Raw genomic sequence first — 26234 nt, 5'->3', positions numbered from 1 at the left:
AAGCCAGGATTGATGACCGGCTTTACCATGACTGCCATTATCTTAATCGTCTATTCCGCTATGGTTGGAATCATTGGGGTGGGGGATCGAGGATTTAGCTATTCGTTACGGGTACTATCGTTATGATAATACGATCATGTACACAAACCTCATTTTGGTGGTTGTCTTAGTGCAACTATTCCAATATATAGGGGGGCATATCGCGAAAAGAGTAAACAAACGCTAAAAACAGGGGAGTGGTTAAATTGAAAAAACAAATTTTTGTTTTGCTATTCATACTTGTCATGGGTGCTTTATCTGCTTGTAATTCAGGTAGTTCATCCTCTGCCGGTGAAAAGAAAGAATTAGTACTGGGGGCGACAATCCCGTACAGTGATATGCTAGAAAAAGGAGTCAAGCCTTATTTAGAAGAAAAAGGCTATAAGGTAACCGTGAAAGAATTCAACGATTACATACAGCCAAATACAGCACTGAATAACGGATCACTGGATGCAAACTTGTTTCAGCACGAGGTATATATGAATGCGTTCGCAAAAGAAAATGATATGGAATTAACGAGTGTGATTACGGTACCGACAGCACCCATCGGTATTTATTCTAATAAGTATCAATCATTGGATGAGATTGAGAAAGGCAGTACCATTGTACTTGCAAATGATCCTACCAATCTAGCAAGGGGCTTAACGGTGTTAAAGGATAATGGCATAATCGAATTTGACAGTAATGCCGATCCTCTTCGTGCCTCTGAAAAGGATGTCATTAGTAACCCCAAAGAGCTTAAATTTAAACCAATCGAAGCCGCTCAAACACCAAGAGCACTAGAATCTGTTGACCTTGCAGCAATCAATGGGAATTTTGCCATCGCGGCAGGACTGGACTTAACGAAGGCACTTGTAAGGGATAAGCTGCCAGAAAATATCATTAATCGTGTCGTGGTTCTAACGGAAAATAAAGATGAACAATTTGTGAAGGACATCAAGGATGCAGTAGAATCCGTAGAATTTAAGAAAGTGATTGAAGAAGAGTTCCAAGGATTCCATCAACCAGATTGGATGAAGTAGGGGGGCGTTCTCCTGCTTCTTTTTGATCTTCAGGTTTGGCACGATCCGAGTGGTCTTGCTTCATAAAAATATTCCACTTGTCACACACTATATTTTTTAGCTATTTAATAGAAGATTCTTATATATGATGCAAAGGGGTACGGTTCTCTTTTTCCTTTTAGTACTTCACCAGTAAATCCTTCAATCCATAGTTAGAAAGAAAAATCTAGTTTAGAATGATGGTGATAGAGATGCCTCGTGAAGCTAGACTATTACAACGCCAGGCTGCAAGAATTTTGTGCGTTTCTCCAACCCTTACATGAAAAGCATGGGGAAGTGAGACAAGAGAACCGTCTCTTGCTCTCAAGTAAATGATACTGAATTGTAAATTCAAATGAAGAAAGGTTCTAGAATAAAATACTAGTATCACTTTAAAAATCCTACAAAACAACAAATATTGTGAGGAAAAGCCTTTTTTTGTCGAAACTAGGTAGTTGTAATGTGTAAAGTAATCCAAATCAAGCAAGAATTAAGTTAGAATGTTACTTTTAGTCTATTTTTTCTAGTTTACTCATTATTTACCATATATCCATAGTGAGTTAAAACTCACCATCTATACTAACCTTGTAAACCACTTTTACGAGGAGGAATAATAGATGAATAAACGATCGATCAGAAAGAAAATAATCCCGTTTGCTGTTGTAACTTCTATTGCATTAGGAGGTTTAGTAGGCAGCTTTGCAACTCTAAATGTAGATGCAAAATCAGAAAATAGCAATCAGGGTAAAGCGAAGAATGTCATTTTTATGGTTCCCGATGGCTATTCCGCTTCTTATGCAACAAATTACCGTTTGTATAAAGGGGAAGAAACTGCTTTAGATTCAATGCTAGTTGGCATGCATCGTACATACTCTGCAAATACGGAAATAACGGACTCTGCCGCGGCTGGTACAGCTATGGCAACAGGTGTAAAAACAAATAATGGGATGATTAGCACTGCACCAGATGGCACAGAGTTAAAAACGATTCTTGAAGCGTCTGAAGAAAAAGGAAAAGCTTCCGGTTTAGTAGCCACTTCCACAATTACACATGCCACTCCGGCTGTTTTTGCCTCACATGTTGCTTCACGTTCAAATGAAGCTGATATTGCACCGCAATTGCTTGAAAATGGTGTAGATGTACTTCTAGGAGGCGGAAAGAAATATTTCCCTGAATCCTTATTAAAGGATGCTAAAGAAGATGGGTATAAATTTGTTTCAGATAAGAAACAACTGCAAAATGTTAAAAAAACAGACAAACTTATCGGACTTTTTGCTGAGGATGGTATGGCACCAGAGTTGGATCGCGATGAAACTAATCAACCTAGCCTTGCAGAAATGACCGAATCTGCAATCGATGTACTTCAACAAGATAAAGATGGTTTCTTCTTAATGGTTGAAGGCAGCCAAATCGACTGGGCGGGTCATGATCAAGATGCCGCATGGGCAATGAAAGACAGTGAAGCTTTTGAAAAGGCGGTAGAAGAAGCTCTTGAATTTGCTAAAAAAGATAGAAATACATTAGTAGTAGTTGCTGGCGATCATGATACGGGCGGAATGTCAGTCGGTGGCTATGGAAAAGGTGATACGAAACTTGAAGTCCTTCATAATGTTACAGCAACAGGGGATTTCATGGAAAGTAAGCTTAACTCGGACCGCAGCAACGTAAAAGAAGTTGTAAAAGAGTACACAAAACTTAACCTAACCGACGTTGAAGCCGAAAAAATTAAAACAGCTAAAAGTCCTTCCATGGCAATAAATCAAGTTGTTTCTGAGCGTGCAATCGTTGGATGGACAAGCACCGGACACACTGGTACAGACGTTCCTTTATATGCATTCGGACCAGGCTCTGACTTGTTTAGAGGCTTACATGAAAACACAAACCTGCCTGTATTAATGGCTGAAGCAATGAAGATTCCATTTAATCCAATGAAATAACGTACTATTTGTAATTGCCGATACTGAAAGGAGTTACCTGATTGGCAGCTCCTTTCTTCGAAGCAAGGGAACGGATTCGAGGTTTTTTTAGTATGTTTTGCAAATATAAACTATTTCAATGAAAATTATATTGTTTTAGGGTTAAATTATACAGGAAACGCGGTAGGTACAGCCGGATATACAAATGTGATTGTCGATCTGCAAGATAAGAAGGAGCCGGTTGCGAATTTAGTGGATTTGGGGATTGAATAAAAAGTTGTAGGTAAGACACTCGAATATCGATATTTGGTCAATAGATATGTGTAATAAGACACGGAGTAGCTAAGTTGAGGTTGCTCTTTTTTTGAAAAAACAGAAAACGTGATTGAGCCAATGACAGATGATATTCAACATGAAAAAAAGAAGTGCATATTACGGACTCTGCAATAGGCGGTTCCTAATATGAAAAGAGTCTTAAACGACCACCTGCTAAATCAGGTGGTCGTTTAAGTTCATTCATTAACAAGTCGGATTTTTGTAATCATATAAACGCCAGTTATCCTCTTAATCTTGTTCATTTATACATAAGTATTGATGATGCACTTCGAAAGACGATTTTCCGCGCACATCTTATCACTTCAAAAAAGTTAAACAGTTGGTTTGTAATCTACTTCAACTTTATCTTTTTCTTGGTAAGGAGAAAGCATGAAAGCAGCCTTAAAATCAGTATTCCCTTTATTTGTTAAATAATGAACTTTTTTTGGTTCAACATGGATAAAATCTCCCTTTTTACATGTGAAAACTTCATGATCAATATGTATCTCTAATTCTCCTTCGAGGATAAAGAAGTTTTCTTCCATTATATTATGATAATGAGCAGCGAAATCTTGTCCGGGCTTTAAAACAACAATTCCAAAGTTCATTCTTGGTCCTTTTAAAAGATATTTTGGACCACTATCTTTAAATCTATATTCTCTTTCATTCTCGTTAATAATGGTCATTGTAATCACTCCATATTCTTTATTTTAATCCAGGTGCGATCCACATATGTTCTGTTAAATTGTTGTCTGCTAATTCTAGTTGTTTTTTGTATATATCTTTCCACTTTTTATATAAATCTTCATATACTTTGTTATTCTCGTGATTTGGATAATACGTTTTTTCGAATTTAATTACTTTTGAAATAGCATCATCGAAATCGTTATAGACTTTTGCGCCTACTCCGGCACAAATAGCAGCACCAAGCGCAGTTGATTCTCTAACGACAGGGACTCGTAATGGTATATTAAGTACATCGGAAACAATTTGACACCATAAATCGCTTTTTGATGCGCCACCAGCAAAGATAATAGACTCGGGAGATGTATTAGTTATGTCATTAACTAATTCAATATTTCCTTTTGTTACAAAGGCGGCATTTTCCATAATCGATCTGTAAAAGCTTGCCTTATTAAATTTCGCTGAGTCCAGTTTGTAATTGATAAAGCTTGGGGCTGCATGTTTCCAAGACTTATAGTTCATTATATTAGAAAATGTACCTAGCATACCGTAGCTGCCAGCTGGTACGTTACGTGCTCGTTTTTCCATTTGTGAATAAATACTTTCTCCTGTTTCATTTTGAAGATACCCTTCAAGCTCACAGAAACTATCTCTAAACCATCTCATTACTAATCCGGGGAAGAATGCAATTGCTTCATATTGCCAAGTATTGGGTACAGCATGGCAGTTAATTCTTACTCTACATTCGTTATCGATTTCAACATGATTCGTCGTATATTCGTATTGCCAAAAACTCCCCCCAAAAACTGCTGCATCTCCTTCTTTGACAACTCCAGCACCAATGCATCCTAACTGAGCATCACCACCACCAGCAACAACTAAAGTATCTGGACTTAGACCTGTAAGCGCCGCCATTTCTTCGGTGACATTTCCAATAACTGTTCCACTTTCATAAACAATAGGAAAAATGTCCTCCCTAAGATTTACTTTCTTAGCTAATTGAGAGTCCCAAATTCTTTCTTTAATATCAAAAAGACCAGTCGTACAGCCGTTTGATGGTTCAACTGAAATGACATCTGATAAACGATAGGTTATCCAGTCATTCAGCATGGTGACATACTTCATTTTTTTATAAGTTTCAGGGAGATTCTTTTTTATCCAAAGAATCCTTGGAATAGCTCCTAAGGAAAATGTTTGACCTGAAACTTTGTAAAGATCAGATTCAATTGTATCGCTTATGCTATAAAGATTATAAACTTCATCATTTGACCGCGAATCAACGTTTGCACAAGCCCATAATTCTTTTCCTTTTTCATCATATAAGACAATCGCTTCTCTCATACTTGTGGTAGATATAGCGATAATATCTTTTGGAGCTACTTTGCTTTTTATAATGATTTCCTTGATTAGATCAGTAATTATGTTGATATTTTGATTAATATCAAAATCCATTGAACCTGGATATCGCTTATCCTCTTTATGCGTCCACTCAGATTGAGCGACACACAATTCATGGCCTAATGTATTAAATAAGATGACTCTAACACTGCCGGTTCCAGCATCAATAGCCATTAGGAATTTTTCCATAATTACCTTCCTTTCAATGATTTACTGAATCATTAAACCAAACTTTGGGCGACCAATTCATCAGTAATTAGCACATCGATGTATCCCCCCTTAAGTGCACCTATAATTGCATCCTTTTTTCCAAGTCCTCCTGCAACTGCTACAACATGATTAAGTGATTTCAATACATCAATTTCAGTACTAATCAGCTTTTTATGAAAATCTAAATCTAGAACATGACCATTTATATCGTAAAACTGGCTTAGTAAATCGCCAACAGCTCCCTTTATTTTTAAAATTTCAAAGTCATTCGTATTTAGGTATCCTTCTTTAACTAAAGTCGCGCGGTCATTAAGAGCGCCAATTCCTATAACAGTAATATTGGAATAAGGGATCATTTCTAATATTTTTTTAACTGTTTTTTCCTCTAGCAAAGAATCGGCAATATCTTTTGAGGATACGAGTAGGGGAGTAGGTACAATGTAGTGATTATAATTTTGATTCGTATAGTAATCGGACCTCGTATCTATTGCTGTCGGCATGTAGAACTTTACACCGCCAGATAAAGAAACAAATGTAATTTTATATTTAGTAGATATTTGTAAGTGTCCCAGGGTTTTCGATACAGCTTCTCCGTAACCGATACTTATCATTGTGTCGCTTGTAATTCGATCTTCAATGTACTGAGCAGCCGCAATTGTAAGACTGTCAACTGTATTGTCATTGGAGGTTGGGACAATAAAAATATCCTTTAAATTGTATTTTTCTTTAATCTTATTTTGGATCGTTAGATGATCCAATTCTTTTAAGTTAATTTTGAACTGTATTACATTGTTTGTTTTGGCTTTTTCAAGGTATTTAATCACCTTCATTCTTGATAGGTTTAGTGATTTAGAGATTTCATTTTGAGTCAAACCTTCAATATAATATTGCCAAGCTATTTTTACGATTAAGTCATTTTCATATGTCATTTTTCATCACTCTTTTATCATTATTTGGATTTAAACAAAATATTCATCTATAAATATTTGTTTTGGATACATTAAAAAAAATAACAAGATTAATAAATTGTTAACGATTTTGAAAAAGCGGGAGAATAAGATCTTATGCCGTTTCTATGTATATTCAGTTTTGTAATTTACTATTACTTAAAAGAAAATGGTGCTTTCTTGAACAATTGAAGTGGTTAAAAAAATGAATAAAATGATGCTTACTTAATAAAATGTATTAAATTATTACTTTAGCACCATTTAGAAAGCGGTTACAGATTAGGGTTATTTAACTATATACATAGAGACATTTTGAATAAGTATGGAGGGTCTTTTATGGAAGGATTAAGACTACTAGTTAAATTTGAAAATATCCAGAAGTCATTTAATCAAAATAAAGTGTTAAATGGTGTTTCTCTAGAAATCAGCGAGTCAGAAGTGATTTCGATTATAGGTGGTAATGGAGCTGGAAAGAGTACGTTGATGAAGATCCTTACGGGAGTTTATAAAGCGGATGAAGGAAGTATAGAAATTAATGGGGAAAAGGTCGTTCATTATAATCCTTCGATTGCCCATAGTAAAGGAATTTATTTGGTTCCACAAGAACCGCTGCTATTTCCGAATATGACTATCGAGAAAAATCTAACGATTGGCTTTAGTAAAAATAAAGTTGAAGTAAGAGAGCAAGCGAGAAGGTTAATTAAACAATTAGGTTGGAATCTAGATTTAAATAGATCTGCCATTTCCTTATCAATCGCAGAACAGCAACAAGTGGAGATTATTAAGGGACTTCTAAGAGATGCGAAGGTTCTCATATTGGATGAACCAACTTCTTCATTAACGTTTGCTGAAACGGAGTCATTGTTTAAGTTAATTGAACAATTAAAAGCCTCGGGTGTAGGAATATTTTATATCACTCATCGATTAGATGAAGTTTTTCAAATTTCAACACATGCTGTTATATTGCGAGACGGTAAAGTGACTCTTAAGGGAAAGATCAATGATTTTACAAAGGAAATGTTAATCAAGGGGTTATTACCATTGGATAGCGAACGGAGTGGAAACGAAACATTTAAGAAGGAATTTTTGGATCGAAGTAAGGAAGAACCCATTCTTAAGATACAAAAACTAAGTGGGGACGGCTTCAATGATATTAGCTTCAATGTATATAAAGGAGAAGTAGTGGGTCTAGCGGGTCTTGTTGGAGCTGGGAGGACAGAGATTGCAGAAGCCATTTATGGAATGAATAAAGTCCATAGTGGAAAAATCTACTTGAAAGGAAAAGATATCACAGATTTATCTGCTCGTGAAACAATTGAAAGCGGTTTAGCCTATATACCTGAAGATAGATTTTTGAACGGAATTTTTTCTATAAGTTCTATAAGCAGTAATGTTACAGCCCAAGTGATAAAAAAACACCGATTCTTCATTGATAAAAAATTTGAAAAAGATATCACGGATGAGTATGTTAACAAATTGAGTATTAAAATCACAAGTCACAATGATGAGGTTAAATCCTTATCTGGAGGAAATCAGCAAAAGGTTGTTATTGCAAGAATTTTATCAACAAATCCACAAATCATCATCATGGATGAACCAACAAGAGGAATTGACGCAGCTGCCAGAAGTGATATTTATTCCATCATTACTCAATTAAAAGAACAGGGGTACTCCATATTACTCATTTCATCAGATTTGGAAGAAATCGAAAGAATTAGTGACCGAATCTATGCCATTTATCGGGGGACCTGTCAGGTTTGTTTAGGATTTGATGAGATAAATGCAACAAATGTCATGAGTGCGGCTTTTGGCACATATAAAGGAAGTGAAAGACATGTCTAAAGTTAAGAGTATGACAAAGCATCGTGAATTTAGAACGCTCGTATTCTTAGTTTTGCTGTTTGTGATTGTCGGCTTGGTAAACGCTGATTTTATTTCTTCAGGAAACATCCTCAATGCGACAAAAAATAGCTTGCTTTATATCGTACTTGCGGTAGGGATGACATTTGTTTTATTGACTGGTGAAATCGATATCTCGATCGGTGCAGTATTAGGTCTAAGTGCTTCAGTTAGTGGCGTTATTCTTAGAGATGGCGGTAGTATTTTCCTTGCTGTAATAATTGCGATCATGATCGGTGTTGTTATTGGATTAATCAATGGATTAGGAGTGACTAAATTAAAAATCTCTTCATTTATTATGACCCTGGGTATGCTTGAAATTGTAAGGGTAACCCAAGTGATGTTTACAAATGGAAAGTGGGTTGAGAATCTACCGGAAAACTTCAAACATATTTCACGGATGAATTTGTTTGGAATAAATGTATTAACGATCATTGTCATTTTAGCTGTTATTCTCATTCACTTTTACTTATCTAATAGTAGAAAAGGAAGGTATTTCGCTGCGATAGGTGATAACGAGGATGGTGCAGTATTAATTGGAATACCTGTTAATCGATATAAAGTTATTGCTTTTGTCATTTCCGGCGTTTTAGCTTCTATTGCTGGGCTAATATTTGCCAGCCAAATTGGATTTATTTCAACGACTGCTGGATTAGGGATCGAAATGACGGTAATCGCAGCAGTAGTTCTTGGGGGAGTATCTTTAAGAGGAGGGATTGGGTCCGTTATAGGGGCAGCAATTGGAGCAATTATCATGAGTTCCATCAACTCTGCTTTAGTATTCTTGAAAGTCCCCGCATTCTGGAATTCTGCTATTTCAGGTTCTCTATTAATTATCATTGTTGTTGCTGATGCCCTCATTGCACGCCGGGCTAATAATCGAACAAGAAAAGAAAGATTAAATGCAAGAATTCTAAACTACAAAGAGGAGGTGTGAGAGTTCGATGTTAAAAAAAATACCCAAATGGAACGTAGTCTTATTAACTACCTTGCTAGCAGAAATCATAATCTTTGGGCTAATTAACCCAAGATTTTGGAATATAAACATTCTATTAAATAGCTTCAATGATTTTGTTGGGATTGCAATTATTGCCTTCTTCGTTACTTTTGTCATCATTACTGGAGGTATCGATATATCTGGTGGATCTATTATCGGATTAACATCAGTGGTGACAGGTCTTTTGGCTCAAGTTTACGGATTGAATATTTGGGTTGCAGCTCTTCTTGCGGTATTAGTTGGTGGATTATGCGGTTTACTGAATGGCATTCTAATTGCTTATGCAAAGGTCCAAGCGATGGTTATAACGCTTGGCGGGATGCTTTTATATAGCGGGATTGCTTTAGTTTTGGTTGGGTTTTCTGGAGCAAGTACTTATGAAGGGATTTCCGGATTTTCACAAGAGTTTATTAACCTAGCAAATGGAAATTTATTAGGCATTCCACATTCAGTTATCGTTTTTGTTGTCATGTTGCTAGTTGCTTACGTGCTGCTTCATTGGACGCGGTTTGGAAGATACATTTATTTAACTGGGATTAACCAAAATTCTGCGGAGTACTCTGGAATCAATACGAGGAAAATAATCACTAGTACATATGTATTATCAGGGCTTAGTGCAGGAATAGCAGGTATTATTTTAACCTCATATTTGGGTAGTTCTAGAGCAGATTTTGGCGCTGAATATTTAATGCCAATCTTAACTGCTGTTGTATTAGGAGGAACATTAATAACAGGTGGTAAAGGGGGTGTTGTCGGGACTGCTCTTGCAAGCATAATCATTGGTTTCTTAAAACTGGGATTGCAAATGGGTGGGGTTCAAACACAATATATAGGACTAGCAACAGGGATGCTCTTGATTATTTCAGTAGCATTTATGGGAGGTCAAAAATTTAAGTTGAATGTTAGAAGGTTACTAAATTTAAAGAAAGATAGAGGGGGTAATCTGAATGCGTAAATCAAAATTTCTTAAAGTATTCACTGGTTTAGCAATTTCAACCATGTTATTAGCAGCTTGTAATAGCAAGGATGCTGGAAGCAGTACTGATGGAGAAAAAGGAAAAAAAGATGCGCGAGATATTGATGTCGTTTTTATCCCAAAAATGACAGGAAATGCTTTCTTTGAATCTGGGAATGACGGTGCACAGGAAATGGCTAATAAAATTGGTTTTAGAGTTAAGTATGATGGTGCCCCTGAAGGAACAGTTGCTAATCAAGTGCAAATTATTAATAGTGCTGTTAATAGCGGTGCTGATGCAATAGCTATTTCATCCGTTTCTTCAGATGGTTTAAATCAAGCATTACAAAAAGCATTAGATGCTGGAATTAAAGTTGTCACTTGGGATTCAGATGTTGATCCAAAATATAGATCAGCCTATATCAATCAAGGAACACCTGACATTTTGGGTGCTATGCTTGTCGACATGGCTGCAGGGCAACTTGAAAATCCTAATGAGCCCCAACAAGTTGCTTGGTTCTACTCAAGTCCAACTGTACCAGACCAAAATTCATGGGTTGATTATGCTGAAAAGTATATTGCAGAAAAATATCCGAATTGGGAAATTGTAACAAAGCAATTCGGGGAAGGAAATGAACAGGTATCTCTACAAAAGGGAGAAAGTATCTTACATACCTATCCTGATATTGATGTGATCATCTGTCCTGATTCAACTGCACTTCCTGCCATGGCACAAGCAGCACAAAATAAAGGATTAAACAAGGAAGATGTGGTTATTACGGGATTTGCTTCTCCTAATTCAATGAGACAATATCTTGAAAATGGAACAATTGAAAATCACGGTTTATGGGATGTTAAAGATCAAGGTGCACTTGCCGTATACATTGCGTATCATTTAGCACAAGGAAATGAATTGAAAGTTGGCGGCACCGTTGATGTCCCAGAGCTTGGAGAAGTAAAAGTAGAGCCAAACACCGTTCAAGGCTATGATTACGAAGCAGAAGACTCCGGCATCATCGTGTTGCCTGAAAGAATCGTATTCACAAAAGAAAATACAAACGACTACGATTTTTAATAATTAGGATGTTTAAGCATACATTGTTACTCTAAAAGCTATTTACACGCCCACCCTAGATTGATATCCGTTGTAGCGGCGGTTTTTTCAGGAGCCTCCTCAGTGCATTGCATCTGCGGGGTCTCCCTCAACACATTTTTCGTATATCCGTTCCAAGTAACAACTGTTTTAATTTGTTACTTGGAAAAGCTTTACGAAAAGGCTGTGTTAAAGACCAGTGTTGATTTTTGATAACTTGTTGATTGAAGTGGAAGGCAAGAAGACTCCTGCGGGAAAAGCGAGATAGGCTTGACCCCGCAGACACATAGTGTCGAGGAGGCTCAGGCGTAGCTAAGCGGAAAGCGAAGTGCCTGGAACGGAAATCAACAATCAAGTTTAATACAGAGCTTACGAAAAAAGAAATTAGTAAAGAAGGGAAGATCAGAATGGTAGATAATATAGGAAACAAAGCTGCGAAAGACTTTTCAGAGGAAATCGTATTTGCTAATAATGGTAATTTCCATGTAAAGGGTGCTGCTAATTATGACTGGGGAATGAAGGATCGATTATCAAGAATTTTCAATCCGAAAACTGGTAAAACAGTCATGCTGGCATTTGATCATGGTTATTTTATGGGACCAACATCTGGGTTAGAAAGATTAGATATTTTAATTCCTAAATTAGCTAATTATGCGGATTGTCTGATGGGAACGAGAGGGGCTATTCGAAGCAGTGTACCACCTTCATTTAATAAATCGATTGCATTAAGAGCATCCTCAGGTTCGAGCATTTTGCAAGAAGATTTAAGCCACGAATCGATGGTTGTAGATATCGATGATGCCATTAAAATGAATGCAAGCGCAATCGCTATTCAAACTTTTATTGGTGCGGATGGACAAAAAGAAACAATTGAAGAATTAAATAAAGCGGTTAACCTAGGTTCAAAATATTCGATTCCTACAATGGGTGTTGTAGCTGTTGGAAAAGAAATGGAACGGACGACTCAATTTTTCTTGTTGGCAACAAGAATGCTAGCTGAATTTGGCGTTCAAATTGTTAAAACATATTATTGTGATGATTTTGAAAAAGTAGCCGCAGCTTGTCCAGTACCACTCGTAGTTGCTGGTGGTAAAAAAATTCATGAGAAAGATGCGCTAGCTTTAGCATATAACTCCATTCAAGGTGGCGCTGCAGGAGTTGATATGGGGAGAAATATTTTCCAATCTTCATACCCAGAAGAAATGATTCAAGCGGTTGCTAAAGTCGTGCATGAAGGATACTCAGATGTAGAGGCTTATGAATTTTTCCTACATCTAACGAAAGTGAGCGAGGAAGATTAATTTTTTTAAGGCTGTGTTAAAGTTGTCTGTTGATTGATAAGAACCATGATCTGTTATGCGTGAAGTGAGCGGAGGGAAATGGGAGTCAATTTACAAGTTTGAAATATTTAGCATTACATGAATCTCGTTGCAAAATTAGTAGGACAGAGAGTCATTACTAAATGCCTCTCGGTTTTTATTTAGATAAACAACCCTAAAACCAATACACAACCAAGTCCAGTTATAGATAATACTGTTGTTAGTACTGTCCAAGTTTGAAACGGTACCTACATGCTCAGACCAAAATATTCTTTAACCATCCAAAATCCAGCCGATGACACTACCAGCCCCGGTTGCTAGGACAATCAAAGCCGGGTTTACTGAGCTAGCAATCATAAGTGGGCGACCATGCCCATGGTCTTAAGGGCAGCTACTGTAGCAGAACCTAGGCATAGGCGTAATATGGCAGCGATCGACCATGCGACTAAAAGTGGCGACATAATCGCCAACACCACCATCAACAAGAACTTGTTTAAAGGCACCACCGCCGCCAATAATGAGTAACATCATGGCAATTTGTGAGATAGATTGGGATAATGAGTTTCCGATTTATGTCATTGGAATCTTGCGTGCATATTCCATCGTATAGATTGCTAGTAAAAGAGAAATTAACATAGCTGTTCCAGGGATACCGATGAATTCAACAATCTCTTTTACTTTGGATTCTTCAGGAAATAGCAGAGAAAAAATAGTGGCTAATCCCATAAATATGACAGGAAACAAAGAGGGTTAATACACTGATTATATCTAATCATAAAACAAATAGCTGCCCGAATTAACTGGCAGCAATTTGTTTTTTTACTTTCTCTAAGAAGGTAAGTATGAGTTACGAATGTTCCCGTCACATATGTATTAAGTATCTTTCTTCCTCAACCGTTTTAATTGAGAAATCTCAAGTAGTAGGTCTTTGTAGCGAGCATTTCGTACTTTTTCAGATTCAGGTCCACAGATTGGACAACAGGATATGAAGATTGATGAAATGTTTTTTGCGCTGACAACGTGCGTACCATTACACATTTGACACATTTTAAGCACCTACCATTCTATAATTTAGGTATCCGATCGCTTCAACTGAACGACCGAATCTTTTCTGCACTTTTGTACCATTCGTGTACCGAAAGCCTCGTCTATGTCGAGGATTTCAGATTAAGCACGCTGACATATGGATCGGCTTATCGTTCTAATAGCGGTCATTGATGATTAAACATGTATTGTAATTGCTTTGGTTTGGAGCAGATGGTAATTTGCCTCATCCGTGTTTTTTTTGCTTGCCCAGTTTTTCAATAGTTCCTCAGTGTATTTCCATACTTGTTGTTTTTTTAGTGCCCGCTTCATCGCTTCTATCACCAAGTTTGATCCTATATCGTTTTCCCACTTTATGATCGATTCCGCCAAAGATGTCGTCATCACGCCAAAATGATCGAGATAAAATTGTACGGCAATAGTAAACTCATCACCCTCTGTTTCCGATGATTCTGTTCCAGCTAGCTGTTCATCTGACAGTAGAAACTCAATGTCATTTCCGAGTCTAGTAAAAAATGATTCAACAAAACCTTTGTTATTAACACTTGAGAGTTCCTGCATGATAAAGATAAATACATTCTGATTATTAATCTTCTTGTACTTCAGCCAGTACAGCAGAAAAATTTCCTTTGTGCACTCGTCATACAGCACTTTCTTGTAATCACAAAAGTTCATTAACAATTCGTCAACGGTTTCGCGGTTATAACCAGCTTCTGTTTCGGTGATACGTTTCGGAAATTCGTAAATCCCGCATTGTGAAGTTTACTATTGGTCATGAGATACAGATAGAAATATTTTTCCTATGGAGTGAGATCCAACACAAACCCGTATTGCCAAAATGCAATATGTACTTGTCTATATTTCGCCACGTATACGATCTCCTTTGTACAAGGTTTATTCATAGAAGGCACCAAGCGGTCTATAAGAAAAAGCTCTTCGTCTTTTTAATAAGCCAAATCGAACAAAAAGTAGCATGCCATTAAAATATTTTTTTAGGCTTTCCCATTTGAATCAGATGTTCATTTAGTGTCAGGAGATGTTTCTGATTTGAGGACAATAAGGACAATATTTGAGTGAATCATGAATTTGCTATGAATCTCTTTTTTATTTTCCAAAATGAATTTGGAAGAGGATATTGAATTTCTTAAGATGTATGCCAAGAATTAGCAAGGAGTTTTGTACCTGATGAAGAAATTAATGCAGCCTTTAAAGCAGTTAGAGACCTCATCGTATTTACGAATAGGTGCTTATTTTGTGCAGAATTCCAGCTAGCTAGCTTTATTATTCTCTTTCTTCTTCTTACCCCTAGTCTTTGGATACCGTATAGATATGCTAGTCTTGCGGTAAGAAATTTTAGGGAGGCTTCTCTTTTTTGTGAAATATTAGACACGATAATGTCAGTTTCTCTCGTTTAAACGTGATAGGGGACTGTGAATTTATTTTTACGCTTACGAATAAATTTTACTTTTCTCTTTGTGAACGTTCTCTGGAAAGAGAGGTCTTCTTTATGAATATACTAATGGTTGTAATATGGGAAAAAGAATGTGAATGTTTATATAAACAGGGAAAAGAAGTTTATTAAAGAAAGTGATATGTCTTTAGATCATACTTATTGAATGATGGAGGGGAATTAAATATATAGTTTCCTAAAGAATTTCAAGGTTGATAGATCACATCAATAGAGACTTAAGTATTCTTTGTATATATTTGCCGAGAGTTTTATTAGAGATTTTCATAATAAAGTTGAGGGGCATTTGAACTGACTAAACAATGGGTTAAACGGGAGAATTACAACAATTTATTTTCATGGTAGTTGGAGATGTAATTGCTCAAAGTTAAGAAAGATAAGAATCGTCAATCGTGGTGTATTAGGGCAACAAAGTATAGATTTTAACATAGATTTGCGTGAATTGTTCCCATTCGAATTTTGGAAAAATTATTAAGAGATAGAACCGAATATCGATTGGAATTAGTCAGCTGTTAAATAAATTATGGCAGTGCATTCTGTAATGCGGATGGACTGCTTTTTGATTTTCATAATTTTAAGTGTCTGGAATACCTTGGGAACTGTCGAAGTTTCAAATGAGATTACGATAAAATAAGGGGCACATAATCTGTCTTATTTAAGTAACCATTATGTTGCTATAATTGCATTATTTAATAGTTGGAATAAAACCTGATACTTTATTTTCATTAAAAAATCCACAAAGTCTCTGAAGGTTTGACTCAAATAGAGAGATTAAAATAAAATTCGACACAAAGGATAGATAATGAAGCTTGATCTAGTCTATGTAAACATGAAGTAAATAAAAAAATAGTAGGTGTTCGATAATCCTATAAAAATTAAGTAAAAACCAATGAAGAAATATGTTTAGAAGGAGGATTTCAGCTCATAGGTCAAGACAAAACAGACCTTTTCCCGCTAATTAAGTAATTCACTGATAAATGGATTGATCATTGAGAACGGGTTTAAAAGAAAGAGAAAAATAATCTAAGATTAATTAAAATAGATAGAAAATTTAGAAAATTGTGGACAAAGTAAAACAAAGCCTCTATAATCAAATTAAATCTTCAGCGAAACGTTTCGTTCAGTTAGTCATAGCTGAAACTGATGTAATTGCTGATAATAAGTTTTCAAACAATACTTGAATCTCATCTACATTTACAGAGTACAAAGTTGACGATTCACAACTAGACTGCTAGGAATATGATGCTATGTGTTAAGTGGAAGTAACGCTGAAAATCCTAGAATGACATCATATGGAGAATTAGTTCTATTAGATCGTAAAACAATCGGGGGTGTTTTAGTTGAAGTTGTTTGATTTAAGTGGTAAAACGGCGCTGGTTACGGGTGGCGGACGAGGAATTGGGAAGTCTATTGCGCTGGCGCTGGCTGAAGCGGGTGCGAACGTAGCTATAACGAGCAGAACAGAAATCGAGCTCGTAGAAACGTCAAACAACATCACAAGTTTTTCTAGAAATGCTTATTATGCAGCAGTTGATGCTCGGAATTCAGAGGATATCAAAGGATTTGTACAAGATATCGTGAATCAAGAAGGAAAAATAGATATTTTGGTAAACGGTGCAGGTGCAAACAAACGTCAGCCTTTTTTAGAAGTAACTGAAGAAGATTGGGATTTTGTGATGGGAATCAACTTAAAAACAGCGCTATTTACATCACAAGCTGTTATCCCTTATATGCAGGAACAGAAATACGGAAAAATCATTAATATTGCATCACTTACTAGTGAAATAGCCTTTGCGAACATGTCAGTATATGCTGCAAGTAAAGGGGGAATTTCTCAATTAACAAAAGCGTTGGCAGTAGAGTTTGCCGATTATGGAATTTTAGTCAATGCAATTGGTCCAGGATATTTTAAGACAGAAATGACGAAAAGTGTTTTTGAAGACGATGGTAAAGTAGCATGGATGAAATCTCGTATTCCATTAAAGAGAACTGGGGAGGTAGAAGATTTACAAGGATCTGCAGTGTTCTTAGCTTCTCATGCCTCTGATTATGTAACTGGTCAAACAATTTATGTCGATGGTGGCTGGTTAAGTAGTTAATGTAATTATGGAGGTTCATAATAATAAAAGATTTTTTCTTTAATAATGATTGGAAAAATGGCATTTTATAGATTTAAAAATAATTATGTATCAAAGAAGGGGGATATTTCATGAAGAGAATTGTAAGCGCTATTATGATGTGTTTTCTGATGTTTTTGTCAGCATGCTCTAATGGAGCGAGTGGTGATGGTGATTCAGAAACATTTAAAGTTGGTGCATTATTTCCTTTATCCGGAGGGTTAGCACTGCTTGGTGAAGAAAGTTATCGCGGGGTAGAGCTTGCTGTTGAAGAAGCAAATAAAAATGGCGGTATAGCAGGTGGAAAACAAATAAAACTTGTTAAGGGAGATGCAGTTGATGCAGACGCTAGTCAATCAGAAGCGAATCGTTTAATCAATCAAGAAAATATAAAAACCATTGTCGGATCATATTCAAGTTCTATCTCATTTGCTGCAAGTGAGGTAGCTGAAAGGAACGGTGTGTTGTACTGGGAGCTAGGTTCTACATCTGATACCATTACAGACCGTCAATACAAATATATTATGCGTACGAATCCATCTGCTTCTTTTTTTGGAAAGACGCATGTAGATTTCATAAAAGAAGTCGTTACAAAAAAACTTGGTAAAGAGCTAGTTGATTTAAAGGTTGCTGTTGCTTTTGAAGATTCAGCTGCTGGACCACCGATTGCAGATGCTTTTATTAAATTTGCAAAAGAAGAAGGGATTAATGTTGATACAAAAATTGGATATAACCCTGCATCAAATGATTTGAGTTCAGTCATTTTAAATATAAAAAAAGCTGCTCCAGACGTTTTGGTAGCTATTTCTTATTTAAATGATGCAATTCTTCTTGCCAGACAAAGTGAAGAGTTAGGATTGAAGGTTCCAGTATTTCTCGGCTCCGGTGGCGGCCATACGATGACTGACTTTAAAGATGGAGCGGGAAATTTAGCAAACGGTATTTTCAATGTTGACTTCCCACAATACGCAATTAATCGTGAAGCTACACCTGGAATGGAAGAATTTATCGATGCATACAAAGAAAAATATGGTTCAGAACCACGTTCTGGCCACTCTCTAACAAACTATATGGGAATGAAGGTCGTATTGGAAGTAATAGATAAAACTGGGGAAGTTGACCCTGACAAATTAAAAGAAGAAGCATTGAAATATACTGCAAAACCTGGCTCAACTGCTACTGGATGGGGTGTAGAATTTGATGCTAAAACCGGGCAAAATATACTAGGTCAAGCATATATGCATCAGTGGATCGACGGGGAACTTAAGACTGTTTGGCCGGAAGCCGTAGCAGTTGAAGAACCTCAAATTTCAAATCAATAAAGTAATAGTTTTATAAAAAAGATAATTCAAAACAAAGTGTTTGGCACCCTCAGTCACCTGATATAGTAACTACTGAAGGGTGCTAGACCCTATGGGAAAGCCTAAAAAGAAGTTTCCCTTCCCTAATTATTAAACAGTGAGGTGTAGTTATGACAATTGTTCAAACACTTATATCTGGTCTTTTGTTAGGTGGTATTTATTCATTAATTAGTATGGGCCTGAATTTAATCCTTGGAGTGGTAAGGATTGTAAACTTTGCACATGGTGAGTATCTAATGATTGCCATGTATATAAGCTTTCTATTTTATTCGATGATGGGGTTAGATCCATATGTATCTGCCATTCTAGTCATCATCTGTCTATTTTTACTTGGGGTTATCACTCAGAGATTTATGATTCAACCCATTTTAGATACACCTGCATCAACAAAAATATTTGCAACGTTAGGATTATCAATCGCCCTTCAAAACTTTGCTTTAATGACCCTAAGTGCGAATCATTTTACTGTTAAAACAAGTTATCAAACATCAGTTATTCATATTGGGGAACTAGCTATTAGTATTCCTAGATTAGTTGCATTTGGGGCTGCAGTTACAGTAGCAGTTATTTTATATTTATTTTTACAAAAAACCATGACTGGAAAAGCGATCCGAGCAGTTGCTATGCAAAAACAGGCAGCATTTTTGATGGGGATTAACGTAAAAAGAATCTATCTATTAGCTTTCGGAATTGGATCAGGTCTAGTAGGTCTTGCAGGTGCATTACTTATGCCGATTTACTCGGTCTATCCAACAATCGGAGCATCATTCTCACTTATTGCGTTTGTTGTAATTGTATTAGGTGGAATGGGAAGTATGTTCGGTGCATTCTTCGGTGGATTAATAATTGGATTAGTAGAAGCACTTTCCGGTGTTATCTTTGATCCGGGATTAAAAGAAGCAATATACTTCGTCATTTTCATAATGGTTTTACTAGTTCGCCCTGCCGGTATATTTAGTCTTGGCAAAGGAGCAGAGGAGGTAGGCTTGAAATGATGCAACTATTATCTAAAAAAAAATTACTGTTTCTATTTGGGATACTTCTATTAGTAATACCGTTCGTTGTTCAAAACAAATTCTATTTAAATATTTTCATTCTTATATTATTGTATGCAACAATCTCGGGAGCGTGGAATATATTAGGTGGCTACGGCGGACAATTATCACTTGGTCATGCGATATTTTTTGGATTGGGGGCTTATACTTCTACACTTTTATATCTAAACTTCGGTGTTAGTCCTTGGTTAGGTTTTCTCATTGCTGCCGTGTTATCTATCTTGGTTGGTTTATTGATTGGATGGCCTGCTTTCAGATTAAAAGGAACTTATTTTACGCTAACAACGATTGCCTGTGCAGAAGTTATTCGCTATTTGACGTTATATTTCAGAGACATAACAAAAGGAGCGCTTGGAGTTAATATTCGATTTGAACCAAGTTTTGCAAACCTTATTTTTAGAGAATATAGCGCTTATTACTTTATAGCATTAGTATTATTTGCAATTAGTATAGCGATTGCGATTTGGGTTGATAAAACGAAGATTGGTTATTACTTAAAAGCAATTCGTGAAGATGAAGATGGGGCGGAAACGCTCGGCATTCATGTAACGAAATATAAAATGATTGCCATGGCAATCAGTGCTGGAATGACTGGAATAGCCGGTGTATTTTATGCCCAATATATGTTGTTTTTTGAACCAATCTCCGTCTTTAATATAAATTTCTCTATTGAAATTGCTTTGATTGCGATCATAGGTGGGGTTGGAACAGTATTTGGCCCAGTATTAGGTGCTTTTATCATTATCCCTTTAAATGAGTTTTTACGTTCAGCTTTCCCTGCACTAAGCGGAATGAATTATCTTATATACGGAGTTGTATTGATTCTAATAGTATCCTTCTTGCCGAATGGATTACTTCCACTTATAAAACGCATTCCCGGTAAACTGAAAAGCATCAATAAAAAGAACATCAAGGTAAAGGATGGTGAAAAAGTTGATTATTCAGGTTAAAGAAGTATCCAAGCATTTTGGGGGATTAAAAGCAGTCAATGGTGTTTCATTTGATGTAAATAAAAAAGAAATCGTCGGAATTATTGGTCCAAATGGAGCTGGTAAAACGACATTGTTTAATTTAATTTCAGGCTCACTTCCAGTAACAAGCGGACAAGTAGTTTTCAATAATGAGGATATTACAAGCCAAAAGCCTTATGTGATTTGCCAAAAAGGAATTGGTAGAACCTATCAAATTGTTAAGCCGTTTGGCAATATTTCCGTACTTGAAAATGTGATGGTCGGAGCTTTCAACAAAGCAACTAGTACAAAGGAAGCAAGAGAATTCAGTATGAAAATATTGGAAAAGGTGGGTTTAATTCAGAAGAAAGATCAAGTCGGAAAAAGCTTAACTATTGCCGATAAAAAACGTTTAGAAGTAGCGAAAGCATTGGCAACGCAGCCAACCTTACTTTTGTTAGATGAAGTGATGGCTGGCTTGAATCCAAGCGAAGTGAAAGAAATCCTGCCAATGATCAAGGGGTTAAGAGACGATGGAATCACCATCATTCTTATTGAGCACATCATGGAAGTAGTCATGAAAGTTTGTGATCGTATCGTCGTCGTTCATCATGGAGAGAAAATAGCGGAAGGTACACCGAAAGAAATTGCGAATAATCCGGAAGTCATAAAAGCTTATCTTGGGGAGGAATTGAGCTTTGCTTAAATTACAAAACGTAAACTTATTCTACGGCGAAATCCAAGCCTTGTGGAATTTATCACTAGAAATTAATGAAGGTCAAATCGCCGCATTATTAGGCGCGAATGCAGCTGGGAAGTCAAGTACAATCAATGCTATTTCTGGAATTGAAAAAATTTCGAGCGGAGAAATTACATTCTTGGGCAAAGAGATTTACAAAATGAGCCCGCATGAAATTGTCGAAGAGGGAATTATCCAAGTACCAGAAGGAAGAAAGTTGTTTAACTATATGCCGATTCAAGAAAATTTGGAATTAGGTGCCTACTCTAAACGAGCGAAAAAAGATTTTAAAAAAAATCTCCGTTTTGTGTATGACTTGTTTCCGGTTTTAGAAGAAAGAAAAAGTCAAATGGCAGGGGATTTGAGTGGTGGCCAGCAGCAAATGGTCGCCATCGCTAGAGGATTAATGGCCAATCCAAAACTGTTGATTATTGATGAGCTTTCACTCGGATTAGCCCCCATATTAGTTCAACAATTATTAAAAGATTTAGTAGATATTGCGAATAAGGGAATTACAGTATTACTAGTGGAACAAAATGTGCAGCAATCATTAGCTATAGCTAGCCACGCCTATGTATTAGAGAATGGAAGACTAGCGTTATCTGGAAATGCAGAAGAATTAATCAATGATCCACATCTGAAAAAAGCATACCTTGGAATGTAGAGGTGAAATGGATGAAAGCGGTCATTAAAACAGAAAAGGAACAAGAACTTAATCTTCAAGAAATAGCACTCCCGGTGCTTAGCAATGATGAAGTGCTTATAAAAGTAGAGTACTGTGGTATTTGCGGCAGTGATCTTCATGCCTATAAGCATTCAAAAGGGTATGAGTTTGTAAGAAAACCGGTCATATTAGGACATGAATTTGCGGGAGTTGTCGTTGATTGCTTTGATGATTCAATTTCTCATTTAAAAGGGAAAAGAGTTATCGTTGAATCTATGAATTACTGTGGCGAATGTGAAAACTGTATGAATGGACGCAAATCGATATGTGCTCATATTAAAGTAATAGGTCTCCACTTTGATGGTGGCATGGCAGAATTTGCGAAAACAAAGGCGAAACAAGTAAGGGAAATTCCAACCGGGATGCCACTTAACATAGCGGCATTAAGTGAGCCGATGTCTATTGCTGTTCATGCTGTACGCCGGGCGGGAGTAATTTCAAAATCTGATACGATTCTCATTCAAGGACCAGGAATTATTGGTTTTTTTGTAAGTTTAATTCTCGCCCAGAAAGGTGCAAAAGTTTATCTGTCGGGACTTGAGAAAGATTATGAAAGCAGATTATCAAAATGCAAGACTTTCGGAGTGATTCCACATATTGTGAAATCGGGGAATTTAGAAGAAAAGGTGGACATGGTATTTGAGTGCTCCGGATCAAATGCAGCAGTAAAAACAGGGTTCCATAGCTTAAAAAAAGGAGGGAATGCCATTTTTGTTGCATTGTATGAACATGAAACAACACTCTTCTTAACGGAATTAGTTCGAAATGAAGTCTCAATCATTACAAGCTATGGATGTGATCCTAACGATTATCAGGTGGCGTTTTCTGTATTAGCTAGTTTAGCAGAAAAGTTGTCTGATGTAATCAAGATGTATCCATTATCCGAAGTGAACCAAGCTTTTAAAGACGGTATGAATCAAGTTGTACTTAAGCCGATGCTTTCAATAAATTAAAAACCCTAAGTGATTTGCATGAATTTAGTGGGACAAATAATTTTAGCATCTAATGATGTTGCAACGGTCTGACCTCACATTCTATACGCCGTTTATTGTGTCATGTACACGATATAATCGATATATTAGATTTGAGGGTCTGACTTTTTTTATTGCAATCCTTCTTCTGAAGCACTTACTTAATTTAAGCAGGTGGCTTCAGAAGAAGGATTGCAAGTCGCTGATGGTGGTTTTAGGTCTATGAAGTATAGAGTGTAAGAAGGAAGGCTTGAAAGTGATTGAGCCCGGGCGAAATGTTCTATCAAAAAGTATATGAGGCGGTAATCTGACCTTGAAATTATTTTAATTGGGTATCAGGGATAGATTAACTGCTTGCAATATACGAAGAGCATTCTTATTAATGAACAATGATAGCTATTTTTCCAATCAGATTACTTTAATTATGGCGCAAATAATTGTCTATATAAATTAGAAAAAACATGCTTTAAACCTGTTAAAAACAATTAAAATTATAATTTATTTTAAATATACAGATAATTAAAAATATATAGACAAATCGGAAATAAACATCTATAATCAAGTTAATCAATTAACGAAACGTTTCGTTTGGAATTAATCGACAATAAAAGGATGTGAAACTTAATATGTCTTTTGGGGGGGGATGAGAGATGAGTTTGGCCAACGTTTTATTTAGGTGTAAGAGACTTTTTTATGAATCTAGACGAAACGTTTCGCTAAACAACTTGTTAATGGAGGTTTTAACATGACAACTATGAAAGACATAGCCAAAAAAGCTAATGTTGCACTTGCTACAGTTTCAGCTGTCATTAACCAATCTGCTTATGTCAGTCCTGAACTTACTAAAAGAGTGATGCAGGTAATAGAAGAATTAAATTATAAGCCAAATGCAGTGGCGAGGAGTTTAAAGAAGAAAAGCACTAACACGATCGGCGTTATTGTGACAGATATTTCAAATCCCTACTATCCGACAATGATCAAGGGTATGGATGATGTAGCTATTCACAATAATTTCAATGTCATACTTTGCAATACGTCAAATGATGATAAGCGATTTTTAACCTATTTGAATCTGATGGTGGAAAAACAAGTTGACGGTCTCCTATTAGCCAATATTTCTAAAACGGAAGACTTAAAAGAAGTTGAAAAAACAGGGCTAAAATATGTCTTAGTTAATCGAAAACCATCATCATATGGGAAAAATTTTGTCGGGATTAATAATCTACTCACTTCTGAATTAGCTGTAAATCATTTAGCAGAACAGGGATATAAAAGAATTGCATATTTTGGTGGAGATTCTGAAATATCAACTGCAAGGGAAAGAAAAGCCGGTTTTTTTAACGGAATGAATGAGAATAGATTGGAAGTTGACCCAGAACTTATCTTTGACGGGGATTACTCCTTGGAATCGGGTTACGCCAACGTAATAAATATGCTTAATCAAGTAAAAGAGTTACCTGAGGCAATTTGTGCATCAAGCGATGTAATAGGTTTCGGTATAGTAAAGGGACTAAGGGATTCTGGGCTTCGTGTTCCTGAGGATATTGTTGTAATGGGAAACGATAACAACCCCTTTTCTGAAAATTTTATTGTTCCTTTGTCCACAGTAGATCATCCTACATATGATATGGGGAGATTATCTATGGACTATCTCTTACAGATGGTTAATGAAAAGGACGAAGTTGCGAATAAACAAATCATCCTAACTCCATCATTGGTTGTTCGGGAAAGTTGTGGTTTTACAAGAAAGAAACTTGAAAAATAATTTATTACTCAATTAAAGAGGGGGAGAAAGAATGAAAGAGGTTGTCATTGTAGGAGCAGCAAGAACAGCAATTGGTACTATGGGAGGAATAATTAAAGATATTCACCCTGCAGATTTAGGAGCAATTGCAGTGAAAGAAGCAATTCATCGAGCAGGTGTGTCTTCTGAGTTAGTGGAAGAAGTTATTGTTGGGTGTGTAGGTCAAGTTGCGGAAAACGCATTTATTGCTCGAATGTGTGCGCTGCGTGCCGGACTACCTAGTCATTCAACAGCTTATACTGTCAACCGCCTTTGTGGTTCAGGTCTTCAAGCTATTAATAGCGCAGTACAAGCCATACAAAGTGGACAATCTGAGGTTGTAGTAGCGGCTGGAACTGAAAATATGGACCTACTTCCTTACTACATTCGAAAAGGCCGTTATGGATATCGATTAGGCCATAGTCAATTGGAAGATGGGCTTACTACAGCATTAACAGATCCATTTGGAAACTATGCAATGGGTGTTACAGCCGAAAAGGTAGCAGAACGCTTTAACATTAAGAGAGAAGAACAAGATGCCTTTGCTTTAGCTAGCCAGGAAAAAGCTTTTCAAGCCATTGAAAGCGGTTACTTTAAGAGTGAGATTGTTCAGGTGGAAGTAAAAGGACGTAAAGGGGAAGTTACTCTTTTTGAGCAAGATGAACATCCTCGTCATACCACTCTTGAAAAATTGGCGAAATTGAAGCCAGTATTTCAAGAGGCTGGATCGGTAACAGCAGGTAATGCTTCAGGAATTAATCAAGGAGCAGGGGCTGTAGTTATCATGTCAAAGGAAAAGGCAGATGAACTTGGATTAAATCCTCTTGCATACATCCGAGAGCAAGCAGTTACAGGAATAGACCCAGAAATTATGGGATTTGCTCCATCATCTGCTGTGAAAAAGGTTTTGGAAAAATCAGGATTGACATTAAATGATATTGATTTAGTTGAATTAAATGAAGCATTTGCGGCCCAAGCAGTTGCTGTTATTAAGGATTTAGGAATTGATCAAGCAAAAGTAAATCCGAATGGTGGCGCGATTGCGTTGGGACACCCGATTGGAGCAACTGGTGCAATTCTTACTGTTAAGTCTTTATATGATATGAAACGAAGAGGGTTAAAACGTGGCATAGTTACGATGTGTATCGGTGGTGGACAAGGAATCGCCACTATTATCGAAAATATTGAACAAAGGTAGAAAAATAAATAG

At 36.5% G+C, this 26234-nt stretch carries 20 protein-coding genes and 2 pseudogenes; 17 read left to right on the top strand and 5 right to left on the bottom strand.

Annotation, left to right across the window (positions count from 1 at the left end):
- The first annotated feature begins 245 nt into the window (after positions 1-245).
- The gene (locus tag V179_RS0113900; RefSeq protein ID WP_028392004.1) at positions 246-1061 is read left to right on the top strand and encodes a MetQ/NlpA family ABC transporter substrate-binding protein; all 816 of its coding nucleotides are present in this window, start codon (positions 246-248) and stop codon (positions 1059-1061) included.
- 635 nt (positions 1062-1696) lie between these two features.
- Positions 1697-3016 (top strand): alkaline phosphatase, encoded by a 1320-nt coding sequence (locus V179_RS0113895; protein ID WP_051404956.1) that lies wholly within the window; start codon positions 1697-1699, stop codon positions 3014-3016.
- Positions 3017-3642: 626 nt separating this feature from the next.
- On the opposite strand, the gene V179_RS0113890 is transcribed toward V179_RS0113895, so the two are convergent.
- The 3 genes from V179_RS0113890 to V179_RS0113880 are packed head-to-tail and all read right to left on the bottom strand — an operon-like array spanning position 3643 to position 6531.
- Positions 3643-3996, bottom strand: a complete 354-nt coding sequence (locus tag V179_RS0113890) for a cupin domain-containing protein (protein WP_028392002.1) — start codon at positions 3994-3996, stop codon at positions 3643-3645.
- 19 nt (positions 3997-4015) lie between these two features.
- On the bottom strand, positions 4016-5581 hold the full coding sequence (gene lsrK, locus V179_RS0113885) for an autoinducer-2 kinase (protein ID WP_034301163.1): 1566 nt from the start codon (positions 5579-5581) through the stop codon (positions 4016-4018).
- A gap of 32 nt (positions 5582-5613) precedes the next feature.
- On the bottom strand, positions 5614-6531 hold the full coding sequence (locus V179_RS0113880) for a sugar-binding transcriptional regulator (RefSeq protein WP_028392000.1): 918 nt from the start codon (positions 6529-6531) through the stop codon (positions 5614-5616).
- Between the two features lie 354 nt (positions 6532-6885).
- On the opposite strand from V179_RS0113880, the gene V179_RS0113875 reads away from it, so the two are divergent.
- The 5 genes from V179_RS0113875 to lsrF all read left to right on the top strand — a co-directional run bounded on the left by V179_RS0113875 (position 6886) and on the right by lsrF (position 12794).
- Positions 6886-8391 carry a sugar ABC transporter ATP-binding protein gene (locus V179_RS0113875; RefSeq protein WP_034301160.1) on the top strand — a complete coding sequence of 502 codons (1506 nt, stop codon included), beginning with the start codon at positions 6886-6888 and terminating at the stop codon, positions 8389-8391.
- Positions 8384-9385, top strand: coding sequence for an ABC transporter permease (locus V179_RS0113870; RefSeq protein ID WP_034301157.1), 1002 nt, complete (start codon positions 8384-8386; stop codon positions 9383-9385). Before V179_RS0113875 ends, V179_RS0113870 begins: the two co-directional genes overlap by 8 nt.
- A 7-nt stretch (positions 9386-9392) precedes the next feature.
- A complete protein-coding gene (locus V179_RS0113865; protein WP_028391997.1) occupies positions 9393-10400 on the top strand; it encodes an ABC transporter permease in 1008 nt (335 codons plus the stop codon).
- A complete protein-coding gene (gene lsrB / locus V179_RS0113860) occupies positions 10393-11475 on the top strand; it encodes an autoinducer 2 ABC transporter substrate-binding protein LsrB (RefSeq protein ID WP_028391996.1) in 1083 nt (360 codons plus the stop codon). The genes V179_RS0113865 and lsrB overlap by 8 nt, the downstream gene beginning before the upstream one ends.
- A gap of 425 nt (positions 11476-11900) precedes the next feature.
- A complete protein-coding gene (lsrF, locus tag V179_RS0113855; protein ID WP_028391995.1) occupies positions 11901-12794 on the top strand; it encodes a 3-hydroxy-5-phosphonooxypentane-2,4-dione thiolase in 894 nt (297 codons plus the stop codon).
- Between the two features lie 179 nt (positions 12795-12973).
- On the opposite strand, the pseudogene V179_RS31710 reads toward lsrF, so the two are convergent.
- Both V179_RS31710 and V179_RS27945 read right to left on the bottom strand, forming a co-directional pair.
- Positions 12974-13559 (bottom strand): annotated as a pseudogene (locus tag V179_RS31710) (GntT/GntP/DsdX family permease); the annotation flags it as partial.
- A 474-nt stretch (positions 13560-14033) separates the two neighbouring features.
- Entirely contained in the window at positions 14034-14531 is a 498-nt protein-coding gene (locus V179_RS27945) for a DnaD domain protein (RefSeq protein WP_051404955.1), read from the bottom strand.
- A gap of 488 nt (positions 14532-15019) precedes the next feature.
- Between V179_RS27945 and V179_RS32475 the strand changes: the two are divergent.
- The 10 genes and pseudogenes from V179_RS32475 to V179_RS0113790 form a co-directional block, all read left to right on the top strand.
- Positions 15020-15271 (top strand): annotated as a pseudogene (locus V179_RS32475) (hypothetical protein); the annotation flags it as partial.
- A 1393-nt stretch (positions 15272-16664) separates the two neighbouring features.
- Positions 16665-17423, top strand: a complete 759-nt coding sequence (locus V179_RS0113830; protein ID WP_028391994.1) for an SDR family NAD(P)-dependent oxidoreductase — start codon at positions 16665-16667, stop codon at positions 17421-17423.
- A gap of 110 nt (positions 17424-17533) precedes the next feature.
- Positions 17534-18763: an ABC transporter substrate-binding protein gene (locus tag V179_RS0113825; RefSeq protein ID WP_028391993.1), complete on the top strand. Its 1230-nt coding sequence runs from the start codon at positions 17534-17536 to the stop codon at positions 18761-18763.
- Between the two features lie 149 nt (positions 18764-18912).
- Complete coding sequence (locus V179_RS0113820; protein WP_028391992.1) at positions 18913-19797, top strand: branched-chain amino acid ABC transporter permease; 885 nt, start codon at positions 18913-18915, stop codon at positions 19795-19797.
- Entirely contained in the window at positions 19794-20807 is a 1014-nt protein-coding gene (locus tag V179_RS27940) for a branched-chain amino acid ABC transporter permease (protein ID WP_051404954.1), read from the top strand. Before V179_RS0113820 ends, V179_RS27940 begins: the two co-directional genes overlap by 4 nt.
- Entirely contained in the window at positions 20791-21513 is a 723-nt protein-coding gene (locus V179_RS0113810; RefSeq protein ID WP_028391991.1) for an ABC transporter ATP-binding protein, read from the top strand. The genes V179_RS27940 and V179_RS0113810 overlap by 17 nt, the downstream gene beginning before the upstream one ends.
- The gene (locus V179_RS0113805) at positions 21506-22210 is read left to right on the top strand and encodes an ABC transporter ATP-binding protein (protein ID WP_028391990.1); all 705 of its coding nucleotides are present in this window, start codon (positions 21506-21508) and stop codon (positions 22208-22210) included. The genes V179_RS0113810 and V179_RS0113805 overlap by 8 nt, the downstream gene beginning before the upstream one ends.
- 11 nt (positions 22211-22221) lie before the next feature.
- Positions 22222-23223 carry a zinc-dependent alcohol dehydrogenase gene (locus tag V179_RS0113800; RefSeq protein ID WP_028391989.1) on the top strand — a complete coding sequence of 334 codons (1002 nt, stop codon included), beginning with the start codon at positions 22222-22224 and terminating at the stop codon, positions 23221-23223.
- 763 nt (positions 23224-23986) lie between these two features.
- Positions 23987-25006, top strand: coding sequence for a LacI family DNA-binding transcriptional regulator (locus tag V179_RS0113795; RefSeq protein WP_028391988.1), 1020 nt, complete (start codon positions 23987-23989; stop codon positions 25004-25006).
- A gap of 31 nt (positions 25007-25037) precedes the next feature.
- Positions 25038-26222 carry a thiolase family protein gene (locus V179_RS0113790; RefSeq protein WP_028391987.1) on the top strand — a complete coding sequence of 395 codons (1185 nt, stop codon included), beginning with the start codon at positions 25038-25040 and terminating at the stop codon, positions 26220-26222.
- Positions 26223-26234 lie beyond the last annotated feature (12 nt).

Origin of the sequence: Bacillus cihuensis, assembly GCF_000504145.1 — a bacterium.
Taxonomy (GTDB): Bacteria; Bacillota; Bacilli; order Bacillales; family DSM-1321; genus Peribacillus; species Peribacillus huizhouensis.
The sequence above is the reverse complement of the archived record's forward strand: the minus strand, read 5'-3'. Positions and strand labels throughout refer to the sequence as shown.